This is a genomic window from Halosolutus halophilus (genome assembly GCF_022869805.1).
Lineage (GTDB): Archaea > Halobacteriota > Halobacteria > Halobacteriales > Natrialbaceae > Halosolutus > Halosolutus halophilus.
On sequence record NZ_CP094974.1, the window covers coordinates 4,036,119 to 4,048,392 of the forward strand.

11 protein-coding genes are annotated in these 12,274 nt (G+C 64.5%); 1 reads left to right on the top strand and 10 read right to left on the bottom strand.

Annotation, left to right across the window (positions count from 1 at the left end):
• Nucleotides 1-29: 29 nt before the first annotated feature.
• Genes MUG98_RS19950 through MUG98_RS19970 form a run of 5 tightly spaced genes read right to left on the bottom strand, consistent with a single transcriptional unit; the run spans nucleotide 30 to nucleotide 8,094 of the window.
• On the bottom strand, nucleotides 30-4,574 hold the full coding sequence (locus MUG98_RS19950; protein ID WP_320443090.1) for a fibronectin type III domain-containing protein: 4,545 nt from the start codon (nucleotides 4,572-4,574) through the stop codon (nucleotides 30-32).
• On the bottom strand, nucleotides 4,575-5,717 hold the full coding sequence (locus tag MUG98_RS19955) for a hypothetical protein (protein ID WP_265109171.1): 1,143 nt from the start codon (nucleotides 5,715-5,717) through the stop codon (nucleotides 4,575-4,577).
• Nucleotides 5,718-5,723: 6 nt separating this feature from the next.
• A complete protein-coding gene (locus MUG98_RS19960; protein WP_265109172.1) occupies nucleotides 5,724-6,395 on the bottom strand; it encodes a hypothetical protein in 672 nt (223 codons plus the stop codon).
• A 51-nt stretch (nucleotides 6,396-6,446) separates the two neighbouring features.
• Nucleotides 6,447-6,659, bottom strand: a complete 213-nt coding sequence (locus tag MUG98_RS19965; protein WP_265109173.1) for a hypothetical protein — start codon at nucleotides 6,657-6,659, stop codon at nucleotides 6,447-6,449.
• A 31-nt stretch (nucleotides 6,660-6,690) separates the two neighbouring features.
• Entirely contained in the window at nucleotides 6,691-8,094 is a 1,404-nt protein-coding gene (locus tag MUG98_RS19970; protein WP_265109174.1) for a hypothetical protein, read from the bottom strand.
• A gap of 222 nt (nucleotides 8,095-8,316) precedes the next feature.
• On the opposite strand from MUG98_RS19970, the gene MUG98_RS19975 reads away from it, so the two are divergent.
• A complete protein-coding gene (locus tag MUG98_RS19975; RefSeq protein WP_265109175.1) occupies nucleotides 8,317-8,754 on the top strand; it encodes an SPW repeat domain-containing protein in 438 nt (145 codons plus the stop codon).
• Nucleotides 8,755-9,034: 280 nt separating this feature from the next.
• Here the strand turns inward: MUG98_RS19975 and MUG98_RS19980 are convergent, their stop codons facing one another.
• Genes MUG98_RS19980 through MUG98_RS20000 form a run of 5 tightly spaced genes read right to left on the bottom strand, consistent with a single transcriptional unit; the run spans nucleotide 9,035 to nucleotide 12,274 of the window.
• A complete protein-coding gene (locus tag MUG98_RS19980; RefSeq protein ID WP_265109176.1) occupies nucleotides 9,035-9,580 on the bottom strand; it encodes a hypothetical protein in 546 nt (181 codons plus the stop codon).
• A 1-nt stretch (nucleotide 9,581) separates the two neighbouring features.
• Nucleotides 9,582-10,496, bottom strand: coding sequence for a phage tail tube protein (locus MUG98_RS19985; RefSeq protein ID WP_265109177.1), 915 nt, complete (start codon nucleotides 10,494-10,496; stop codon nucleotides 9,582-9,584).
• Between the two features lie 34 nt (nucleotides 10,497-10,530).
• Nucleotides 10,531-11,082: a hypothetical protein gene (locus MUG98_RS19990; protein WP_265109178.1), complete on the bottom strand. Its 552-nt coding sequence runs from the start codon at nucleotides 11,080-11,082 to the stop codon at nucleotides 10,531-10,533.
• Complete coding sequence (locus MUG98_RS19995) at nucleotides 11,079-11,543, bottom strand: hypothetical protein (protein WP_265109179.1); 465 nt, start codon at nucleotides 11,541-11,543, stop codon at nucleotides 11,079-11,081. The genes MUG98_RS19990 and MUG98_RS19995 overlap by 4 nt, the downstream gene beginning before the upstream one ends.
• Complete coding sequence (locus MUG98_RS20000) at nucleotides 11,540-12,274, bottom strand: hypothetical protein (RefSeq protein WP_265109180.1); 735 nt, start codon at nucleotides 12,272-12,274, stop codon at nucleotides 11,540-11,542. Before MUG98_RS20000 ends, MUG98_RS19995 begins: the two co-directional genes overlap by 4 nt.

The window sequence follows — 12,274 nt, forward strand, 5'->3', positions numbered from 1 at the left end:
CCGGCGACTATCGATAAGCATGTCATGACTCAAACCCGATCGCTCGTCGCATCGACTGTCGACCGAATCTGCTCGATTGAGTCCTCGGCGCGCTTGCGCGACCCCAGCCGCAGCGAGAGCCGCTCCGGCGTGATCTCCAGGTCGTAGACGCTCATCGCCTCGCCGGCGATCCCGTCGACGTCGATCGCCTCCAGGAGACCGTTGACGTACTCGGCGGCCGGGATCTCGACGTCGGCCTCCCAGCGCGGCGTCGAGGCCGTGTCGACGATCAGTTTCGCGGCGAGCTCGCAGCCGCGCTCGGTCGTGAGCCCGTTGATCGTCTTTGTCCGATCGGTCCGCGGGTCGCCGGCGTAGGAGTCGGCCTCGAACGTCCCCGTGACCTTGTAGTCGTACTCGACCTCGAGCGTCTGGCCGTCGGCGATCTCGCCGCCCGACTGGACCGTGAGCTCGCCGGTCGAGTTGCTGATCGTGTAGTCCCGGAGGTACTGGTAGTTCTCGCCCGTCGACGCATCGCGCACCGTCTCGGTGCCGGGGACGAGGGTACTCTGCTCGAGGGCGACCGCGGTGTCGTGGCCGGCGTCGATCGTCTCGCGCGTCGTCCGCCCGCCGCCCTTGATCGTCGCCCGAAGCGTCTGCTCGCCGCGCTTCGTGACGCTGTAGGAGGCGAGGTCGAGATCCTGCGTGCTCGCACGCTGGCCGGCTTGCGCCCAGTGGACCTCGGTCGTCTCACCGGCCTGGCGGACCTCGAACAGCGAGTCTGATCGCTCGGCGATGTCGACAAGGATGTCGAGCAGGTCCTCGTCCCAGCTGTCGTTGAGGATCAGCGGCGTGTCGTCGCCGTCGAACGTGATCTCGTAGTCGTCGATCCGCTGGGCGTCGTAGCCGTCGCGTGGCGTGTCGGTATCCCGAGTGCCGTCCGGCGAGTACGCGCCGGCCGTCAGCCGGATCCGGACCGTCGAGGAGAGGTCGGCGAAATCGGCCGTGAGGCTCGTCGTGTTCGAGGACTCGGTCCACGTCAGCCCGTTATCGTTCGACAGCGCGATCGCCTGCGGGCCGCTGGTCTCGGACCACGTCGAGGTCACGTAGCCGACGTCGATCGAGTAGATTGTCTCGGCGTCGGCAGAGGTGATCGACGTCCCTCGAGGCGGGTACAGTGCCGGCGCGTTCGCCTGGTCACTCGTCGTATCGACGGAACTGTAGAAGTCGGGCCCGGCTCGGGATTGATCGTAGTACCGCTTGTCGTGGAGCATGATCGCCCCGACGTAGGTCTCGGAGTTGCTCTGGGTACACTCCAGCCGGATGTAGTAGTCCGTGCCGGCCTTGAGGTCGCTGCCGTTCCATGTCGTCCCGAACGACGTGTCGTCGAAATCGACGTACGGGCCGAACGACTGACTCCCCGACTGGTACTCGATCCGGCCGACCTCCGTGTCGTCCGAGGCGTCCTTGACGATGACGGCCATGTCGTTTGGCGACGAGTCGCCGCCCCACCGGATCGCGAAGCCGACGCTATCGGCCGGGATCGTGTACTCTGGCGAGAAGGAATAGAACTCGATGTAGTCGCCGTTCGAGGTAAACGTCCGGACGGCGTCGTCGATGTAGCCCTCCATCGTATCGGCCGACCCGATCCCGCTGTAGTTGCCGAAGTCCTCTCGCTGGGCGAACTCGTAGTAGCAGGTCTGCGCGGGGCGGATCCCGCCGCTGTCGGTCACCCACGGCTCGGTACTCGCCGGCGAGAGTTCGTCGACGAACTCGGACTCGGTGTCGACCGACCGCAGGAGTTCGCCCGTCACCGAGTCGACGTCGGGCGTGTCGACGACCGTCGCGTAGTCCGTCTCGGTCGTGACGAGATCGTCCGCGAGCGTGTGCGCCGCCTCCTGGATGACGTCACGCTGGACGCGGCGCTCGAGTTGGGTGCCGCCGAGGCCGACGAGTTCCGACTTGCCCGGTTCGATGACGACGTCCTCGAGTTCGTCGATCGGTTGGCGCTCGCCGTCGCGGAACACGCGCATCGCAGCACCCTCGTAGTCTTGGAGGGTGTAGGCCTCGTCTCGGGGGACCGGCACCCGAACCCGTGGGAGGTCGTTGACCCGTGGCTCGATCCGGACGTCGTCGAGGATCTGCGGCCGAACGACCCGCCCCGACGGCAGGTCGATCTCGACGTGCCAGCCCCGCGGCCCGGCCGGGTACTGGGCGAGGCCGGCGCTATCAGGGGTGAGCGTCCCGACGCCGTCGGCATAGACGTACTGTGTCTGAGCCCGGATGGTGTAGGTGTAGTCCTTGTCCGGGTCGATCGCGGGGGACTCGCCGTCGTAGTACTCGGCCGTCGTGTCGCTGACGGTCGCGATGAGCTCGCCGAGGTCAGGATCGTCGTAGACGCTATCGCGTTTGCCGTCGAGACGGTCGCGCCAGATCTGGTACGAGCCGTCGAAATTGGAGTTGTCGTTCCACCCGACACGGAGGCTGAAATGCTTAAGGTCGGAGTCGCCGGCTACCCATGTCGGCGACCCGGAGATCGTCGCGTCGTTGCTGTTCGACGAGAGGTCGTCGGAGGTCGTCCCGGAGCCCTCGTTGAAGACGTGCGCAGCGATCAACCCGTCTCGGGGGAGCGCGCCGTTCGCCTGCGCCTCAACCTCTTTCGCCGATAGTGGCCGGTCCCACGCCGCGACACGGCCGAGCGTGTAGTTGGCCCACCCCTCGAAGAAATACCGGAACGATTCGGCCGTATTCCAGTCGGTCGACGTCCCGGGATCGTCTTTGGTACTGTCGAGGTCGCCGTCGACGTACCCGAACGACTGACTCTCGTTTGGATAGTCGACGACGAGCGTCAGGGTGTGCCACTCGCCGACCTCCATCGAGGAGAAGATGGCCGGTGCATAATTCGTGTTCCCGTCGCTCTTCGGGAAGGTCCACCGGATGTAGTTGTTGTCATTCGCCCGCTCTAACCGGGCCGAACCGTCTGCTGAGGTCGCGTAATCCGCGACGTTCGCATATGTCGTTGTGGTGTTTATTGCGTCGATCCGTATATCGACGGCAATCGTGAGCTGCCGTGAGCTGTTCCACGCGGTCGCGAGCGGGTCGTTCGACGCGGTTACCTCCTCTCCACTTTCATCAAACTCGAGGGCGTACTCATCGCATTTCGTGACGCCGTCCGGTGCGTGGAGCTTGGTGATCTCGCTGGCTGTGTGGTAGGTGCCGACCGCGTCTGGACCCTCAGACCGGATCCTGACGTCGTACTGCTCGCCGTCGAGGACGCCCGTGATGTTGTACTCCAGTGGATCGGCGTTGTACGCGACCGTCGCCTCGTCACTGTACGACGAGTTCGTCGATCGCTTCCACTGGATCCGGTATTGGCCCGTGTTCAATCCGGAATCGAAGTCCTCGGCCAGCATCTCGCCCTGGACAGTGCCATCGAGAGTGAAGCCGGTGACGTCCGGGACCGTCGTTGTCCCCGAGGCTTCGTTCGACGCGTTCGACTCGCCACCGTCGTTCTCCGCCGTGACGACGTAATAGTACGTCGTGCCGTTATTGAGGCCCGTGTCCGTGTACGTCTCGGTTCCTGCCGGGAGAGTGTCGACCGGAGTGTCCGTCGACGGGTCGATCCCCGACGACGTGTCGCGATAGATATTTACCTGATTCTCGTCGGCACCATCGGTCGCGAGTGTCCACGAGAGGTCGGCCTCGGTATCGCGAGTCGCGTCGACCGTCAGGTTGCTCGGCGCATTCGGCGGATTGACGGCGACGTACGTCACCTCGACGACGCCGTCGCCGGTTTGACTTCCGATCGTCGTGTTTAATTGCTCGACGTTCGACGCGACGCCGCTCGATCCTCCGCCACCGCCGGCACCTGCGGCCCATGTCGATGACGACCCCTCGTAAGTATCGGCACCCCCGCCACCACCGCCGTACAAACCGCCACCTCCACCGCCACCGCCGGCGCTCGCATTGTCGGGACTAAGAGAACCGGCCCCATCTCCAGCGCCACCTGTCCCTGACGAACCGGAACCGGCCGAGTTTCCGCCAGATCCACCGCTCGTCTGAGTACCGCCGGAACCGCCGGTGGCGCTCGCGCTATTCGCCGACGCGTTCGAGGCGTCATTACCTTGCAATCCACCCCCGTCAGCACCAGCGGAACTCCCCCTGTAACTGTCATACCCCGAGTCGGAGGTCGCGTCGCCACCTCCTCCGCCTCCCGCGGCGACTGCGAGACGGTCACTGATGGCACCGCCGGTCGGTCGAATATCGCTCGCGCCACCACCGCCACCACCAGCGCCGCTGTAACTGTCGCCACCGGCGCCACCCCCGTTAAATCCGCCACTACCTCCGGACCCGTTTGACCCTTCGCCACCTTGCCCACCGACGTATACGTCGAACTGTGCTCCCGGTTCGACCCCGTCTCGTATCTCGGCACGCAGGTATCCGCCGTTCCCGCCCGCTTCATTCCGAGCGTACCCGATACCGCCCTCTGCGCCGTACATATCGACGATCATCCCGCCGACCGTATCTCCCCCGCTCGTCGTATCGGGTACGGTGAGGGTCTGGACCGATCCGGTGTATGAGTACGTCTCGTCGGCCATCTATCGACGCACCTCCGTCCTGGAGGCGAGCGTCTTCGTCCCCTGCGGATCGACGATCGTCGTCGCGGCGATCGGCGAGAGCCAGTTCTGGAGTTCGGTCGGGATCGGCCCCGACTCGTTATCGGGGATGTGCCAGAGGACATCCTCACCACCGCGCTTGGCGATCGCGTCGAGGGCGTAGAGCGTGCCGTCGACGTCGAACGTCAACTGCGCGACGACCCGGACCATGCCGATCTCCGTGAGGTCGACGTCGTAGAGGTCCGTCGTCGACGGCTTTGACAGCGAGACCGAACTCCAGACCGTGTTCGTCGCGTCCCAGCGCTCGGCCGAAAGCGTCCCGTTGGCCTCGTCGAGCGTCACGCGCAGCCGCCCGGTGTCGAGGATGACGTTGCCCTCGGGGTCGTGGGCCGGATCGAAGACGCTTTCCCAGACCCGGACGCGACCGTCGGCGTTCTCGACGTACTTCTCGGCCTCGCCGAGCGTGTCGTAGACGCGACAGTCCGGCCAGCGCTCGTCGCCGTAGTCGATCTCGTAGATCAGCGTCGGGTCACTGCCGACCGCGGTCTCGCCGGCGTCGAGGTCGTACATCTCGACGTCGGCGAACTCGGCCGACCGCGTCTGGGACGCCGACGCCGGGGATCGCGAGCCGTCGGTCGGGTTGTACCACTGGACCTTTTGCGCTGCCGCCGGCACGCCGATCAGCGCCGTCAGATCACTGCCGAAATCGTGATCGACCTGGCGCCGGTTGATCGCCAGTTGCCGGTAACTCTCCCGCGTCGTCCCCTTCTTTTTCAGTCCGAGTTCCCACGCGTAGACGTCCTGAGCGTTGGCGTGTGCCGGTTCGACGTTGGCGCTCTCGACCTCGTAGTAGCCCGCCTCCGCGATGGTCCCGTTCTTGCGAAAGAGCGGGGTCGCCTCGATCGTCGAGTTGGCGAGTTCCTGGAGTTCCGTCGCGAACAGTTCGGCGTGCCACGTGCCAGTCCGCCACTGGCCCTCGAGGGTGAGATCGGCGGCGCCGCTCGATACCTGCTCGACGACCGCACTCTCACCGAGGACGCCAGCCTCCGCGAGTTGCGATCGGCGTACATCGCGTTGGTTAGTGTGCGACGCTTCCTCGAGCGGGATCTTGTAGAGCAGTTTCATGGTAGGTCACACGTCCGGGACGTAATCCGCGAGTTCGTCGACGGCGTCGTCGATCGCCTCCTGGACGCCGTTGAGCGCCTCCTCGATCTCCGGGAGCAGCGCCGTCCGCGTCAACTCGATCGTCCCCTCGATCGACGAGGGACTGTCGCCGCCGTCCCACTCGATCCGCGCCTCGCTGATCGCGACGACCAGCGGCTCGCCGAAGGCCCCCGCCGTAGTGGCGTAGGTGCCGTCGGTAAACTGACCGTGGTAGAGACGAGCTCGCCCGCCGGAGTCGGTCCGAGCCTCGGCGAGGTAGTGTTCGAGGATCTGTTTCTGGTCCAGCGGGCCGCAGCCGGCGGCGTCGTACTGCGTGACGTCGTCGGGGTTGGTCGGATCGGTCGAGCCGTCGCCCCACCGACCGTCGTTGAAGCCGGCTTCGAACGAAATCGAGAACGAATGCTCGCCGGCGCCACCGTCGACGTGGTATCCGCGCCGCCGTTCGAAGTCGGCGTCCTGGATGTCGTCGATCGCCCCCGACGCGAGGTCGAACGCCTGCCGGAGATACTGTCCCCGGTTGGAGAGGATGAACTCGCGGGTGACCTCGCCACTCTCGCCGAGGCCGCCGCGGAACTCGAAGACGCCGGTCCGGTTGTCCAGGTCGATCTCGAGGACGGCTTTGTCACTCAGTCCGGGCATGTGTATCGAAAACAGCGTCGCGGTGACCGTGCGACGACGGTGGTCCGTAGGCTATTCGGGGTAGTCGTCGGGTGGCCCCATCTTGACGGCGCCGTAGCTCAGCGTGGCGAGGGCGGCAATGCCAAACACTGGGATCCAGGAGTTGCCAGGGAACATATTGAGCACCATGAGAGGAACGATCACAACCACGGGGCCGAAGAATAACAGGATAAGCGCGCGGACGTTTCTCTCCAGAGCACTCTCGGAACTGCGTGGTTGGTCCATGGCCGCCCGTTTGGTTATTCATGTATAAAGATCACTGTGAAAGTTGACGTTCGAGGTCACGGATCGCGTCGTCGATCATGCGCTCAGTCTCGTCGAGGATGTCGTCACGGAACGAGTCAAGGTCAGTGTCGACGCTGACGTCACCGAGGTTCACTGTGACGTCCTGTTGGGGTTCGACGGTGACGTTCGTGCCAGTGGCGCCCCCGTCCGGCGGTTGCCAGTCATCGGGAAGACCTGGCGCCGGGTCGGTGGCCGTCGAGCGGGTCGTCCGAGGTTTGGTGCCAACACCTTCGCCAGCGACGGCAGCCGTTTCACCGCCTGGCAATTCGCGGATGAACGTCTCGGCCAGATCGAACACCGACACATCTTCGTCAGATGAGGTGTCGAGATCTCCACCGCTTCTTCCCCCACTAACCGAGATCTCGATCGGGTCGACGGCCTCGACCTCGATCGGATCGACGTCTTCGACCTCGAGCGGGCTGGGGTCCTCGACGGCGTATGGCTCGTCGGGATGATCGAGCGCGTACGGTTCCTCCGGATGGTCGACGTCGTACGGGTCTTCGGGGTGATCGACGGCGTAGGGGTCGTCCGGGTGATCGATCGCGTACGGGTCCTCTGGGTGGTCGACCGCGTATGGGTCCTCGGGGTGATCGACGGCCAGCGGATCGTCGGGGACATCGACGCCGATCTCCTCGACGTCCTCGGTGTTGAGCGCGACCTCCTCGTCGGAGAGGACGTCGCCGACGGCCGTGCCGACAGCCGAGCCAATCCCGGAACCGAGTGCCGGCCCGATCGCCCCACTCAGTAGGCCAGCGCCGGCGCCGGCACCGACGCCAAGCAGTTCGTCGAGGATCCCTCCAGCCCCGCCGCCGTCGTCTCCCTCGAGGCCAGCGAGAAGTTCGACGGCCGCCTCGAGGCTCTCTGTCCGTTGCCGATCCCACCGATACTGTCGGCGCTCCCGACGGCGTCGGCGACCCTCGTTACGACCCCCGTCCGTCTGCTGGGGTGGCTGCTCTGGGAACTCCGGACTGGAACCACTGGGCAGCGAGAGCGCGAGGTCCCCCGGTGGCTCACTCTCTGCTGGGTCCGGTTCCTCGACAGGATCCGGTGTCGGCTCCGCGAGATCGAGGGGATCTTGAGACTCCTCGGGGGCGAGTGTCTCTACCTGCGCGGCGATGTCCTCGAGGACGGCCGTCTGGTCGGTCAGCAGTTGTCGCGTTCGGGCCCGATCGCGAGCAGCCATCTCTCGCGATTCCGCACGCGTGTTATCCGGCGACGACGTCTGTCGAGCTTGGGACGATCGGTTGGCGTCCGTCTGGACATCGACGGTGATCGGCGTCTGTGTAAACTCCTGTTCGACCTGCTGGCGAGCCGTGCGGAGCGATTGCTGCTCGACGACGATGTCTAACGAGGCTTCAGATTCGAATTCGCTCATTGTGAGTGGTGGTTAGCTCTGTTGAATTCATAGTGCGTTCAGCGCGAAGGGACGAACGCTCAGTACAGGCGGAATACATACCATCATGTTCAAGCCGAGTATCCCGGAACGGGGAATGCGGTAGAAGAGGCAGAACAAATGAGCAAACCGGACAGCACACGGCCACTCGACAAGTGCAGGCACCCTCGTTTTCTTCCCGCGACGGCTACAGAGGATGCCTTCATGAGCGACACACCAACTGATACCGAACCGACCCGCAGTACCGAAGCCGATCGTGATGCCCTCAACACGGACACGATGCAGTGGGTGAGCGCGATCGTCGCCCTGGCGGGACTGGGGCTCGTGGCCTACCCGTTCGTGTTCGAGGCGACGGAGGCGGCGATCTGGAACGACACCATGACCGGGACGGCGATCTTCCTACTCGCCGGGTACAACTTCTACCGGTTAACGCGGGATCACCTGGCGAACGTCGCCATCGCGTCGCTGACCACGCTGCTCGGGCTGTGGGCGCTCGTCTCCCCTGCGGTGATCGAGATGGGGAGCAGCGAACTCGCAATGAGCACCGCCGCCGGCGGCCTGCTCATCGCTGCCCTCTCGGCATACAGCGCCTATGCGAACAACAAGGCCGATACTCCCCAAACGCGCCCCGCTCGCGCTTAATACGCTTGCCAACGAAGAGTAGACCGTGCCGTAGCCGATACGTTCGCACGTCCTCTTCCGGGTAGTTCAGACGTTTAGTTTTGAAATAAACGGCGGTGTCATGCTGAAGATATCCTCTGTATTCAGCACAACTGTTGAAACCTATCATCGCCAATAGGGTTCTACAAGGTCTGTTCGTTATGCATCAGCGCGAGGATCTCGAGATCACGCCGACTGTACTGACGGGCCTCGCGAGGGTCGTGGCCGTGGACCATCGCGACGCCGACCAGATAGTCGAGCATCACTCGGCCGTCGATTTGGCCCGAAGTTTCTCCACGTACAACCGCCAGGAGCTGTTCTCGTTTCCCTCACCCACCGACGTCATCTCGTCAACCTTCGCGTCCGCCCACTCGAGATAAGCTGGTGGGAGTTGAGCGACGATCGCGACGCGCTCGTCGACGCTTGCGGTCTCCCAGTTGTCGAGCGCTTTGCAGTAGGGCGCCTCGACTGTCCCGGCGGCGACGTAGTAGTTGCGCCGGGCTTTCCCACCACCGCCGGTCGATCGGAGGCGATCGATCGCTTCGGCCTCCTCGCCGCCAGTGAGCCCGCCGAGCGTGACGCCGTCGACGTCCTCGTCCCACTCCGGTTGAGCGTCGTCCTCGTGGGCATTGCGGGCCCACACCATCGCGTCGTCGTAGGTATCGAGGTCGTTGCAGGTCCGCGAGAGATCGTCGAACGCAGGGTTGTCTCGCGAAACCTCGACCATGCTGTCGGTGACCTCCTCTTTCTGTTCTCGGATCCGCTCGAGTTCTGTCTCGAACTCGAAGAACTCCGTCTCTCGGGCCATGTTAGACCACCTGGACGTCCGAGACGTGCCAGTTGACGTCGTCGCTCAGGTCCGTCTCGGCTTCGACCAGATCGTTCCAGGCGTAGTTCTCCGGTTTGAGCGACAGCGAGTAGCCGATCGTCGTACCAGCGTCGTTGGTGAAGTCGAGGGTCGCGGTGACCTCACTCAACTGCGACGCCGGCGTCGACCCGCCGTAGGCGAGGTCACGCCGACTGGTCTCGGTAAACGTCGCGTTCGTCGACAGCGACGGCTCGACCGCGTCCGTCACGGCGTCGACGGGCCGAACGCTGGCGCCCTCGCGGAAGCGCGCGATGTTCGAGATCGTGAGGTCGGCCGACTGCAGATAGGTCTCGACGGTCGAGGTGTCGATCGTGAGCGTCGTGCCGTGGTGAGCGTAGACGTCGGAAGCATTCGGTTTCTGGACGTCGGTCGCCGAGAACTCGCCCGCTTCCGTGGACGTCTCGTCAGCCTCGTCGGCGTACAGCATCGTCAGCGAGACGCGGACGTTCTGGCCCTGCTGGTACTGGATCTGGACTTGCGTGACGATCGTCCCGAGCGTGACCCGCTGGGGCGTCTCACTGGCAAGATCGACGCCGAAGTACCAGCGCCCAGAGGGGCGCAGACCCGGTTCGATCGTGCTGTTCGTGAAGACGAGTTCGTGCCAGGTGTCGGTCGCGAGATCGAACGAGACCGACACCGCACCCTCGATCGTCTGGGTGAGCGACGTCAGCGGAAACGCACTGTCGGGCTCGCGGATCCGCTGGAGTTCGCGCTGCAGGTCGAGTTCTTCGACCGTCGGGTTGTATCCCGGGACGTAGAACTCGGGGATGCCGTCGGAGTCGTCGTCGACGATCGCCCCCATGAACGTCTCCTCGATCGCGAACGCGACCGGGAGTGCCGATCCAGCACCGGTCATCTGGCGATACCTCCGTTAGTTCGAGTATTGTCTATCATTGGCTTGGTAGCTCCTCGTAGCCGCGAAAGACGCAGTCGACCTGGTACCGGTAGAAGTCGCGGTATTCGGCCGACTGCGGGTCGTCATTCGTGACCAGCAGGTCCGTGTACGACGTGTAGGGCATGCTGGGATCCGGGTAGCCGCGACCCTCCAGGAGTGTCCGCCGGACTCGCCGCGTCAACTCGTCGAACGGGACGCCGTTTTGGCCGTCCGGATCGACGTGGCCGTAGTTCCCGCCGCGAGTCGTCAGCCCCTCGATCGTGAGTCCGACGATGGCCTCGATCTGGTGGTCGTACTCGGTGCCGACCGGATTGGTATCCCGATCGGCCAGTGTAGCCCCGATGAAGATGCCGCTTTCGAGGTCCTCTTTGCGCGTGTGGATCGGCTCGGTCATGTCGACGCCGCTCGCCCCCTCGTAGACCCCGCTATCGTCCCGGTTGATCCGCTTGATCGTCACAGGGTCGCCGTTCCGCAGCGTGTAGTCGGTGCCGACGCCGTCGACGACGCTCCCGAGTTGGTCGAGAATCCAGTCCATTTCGGCGCTCATCGTTCGAGCCACCTCCGGACGAAGTGCAGCGCGTCACGGATGAACCGCGACTCGGGGAGTCCCTCGACGTTGACCTCGGGTAAGAACACGCGGTAGCCGTTGCCCTCGCGATCGAACTCCTCGCGAACCCACGCCGGCGGATCGTGCCTGTCTTCCCAGACGAACGAGAGGACCTCGGCGTTCGTCGCCTCGATCTGGTGATCGGCCGTCCCACGATCGAAGTAGATCGCTGGCTCTGGCCACCCCCAGCGGACGCGGACATCACGATCGGTCCGTTCGACCCACGTCTCGCCGGCCTCGATCAGCGTCGAGACGTCGTAGTCGTGGCGGGTGCCGTAACTCTCGAGAATCTCGTGGGCGTGGGCCTGGACCTCCGGCGCGATCTCCGATCGGGCCCGCTGCTCGACATCGTCCAGGAGCGCCTCGCGAAGATTGTCCTCAAAGCTGGATGTGAGGTTCACAGGTAGACCTCCAACAGTTCCTCGGCTTGACGCTCGAGTGCCTGGACCTTGCTCTCGACCGATTGGAGGCTCGCGTTCTCGGGGATTCCGAGGGCACTGTCGTCGTCGGGCGCGAGCAGTTGCGCCGCAGTCTTCATTGCGACCGCACGGCGGACCGTCTGCGGAATCCCCTCGTGACCGTACGTATACGACACGTAGACCGCGTTCGCATACGACTCGAGCAGCGGTTCGTCGTCATCGTCGAGGAGGTTCTTGGCGTCGAGATACAACTCAGTCCAGCCGCCGTTGTTCACCCGCAAGTAGTAGTCGTCGCCAAGCGCGTTGGGCCACGTCCCACCACTGTACTCAGTAGTCCAGTCTTCGTAGCCGTCTGGTGTGCGGACGAGCAACTCCGAGACCGATTCGGCGTCGCGACGGGCCAGCCGGATCCGCGTGTACGAGCCCTGCCAGGTCTTTGGCGTTGCAGGCTCGCCGGCAACAACCGCGCCGCCGGTCGGGATATCTTCCTCGTCGTCGCGGGACTTTGGCGACGTCGGGATGATGCCGTGATCATCCTCGGTGATCCCGTTGGGTTCGTACCAGTGGCGTTTCGTCGTCTTCTCGAGCCACTCCTGATGACTCGTGATCGCGTCGACGACGACTTGGTTGTTGTCCTCGACCGTCGCGCCGCTGAAGCCGGACTCTTGCAGCGCTCGACGGACGTCCTCGACGGTACAGTATCCCGTTGCCAT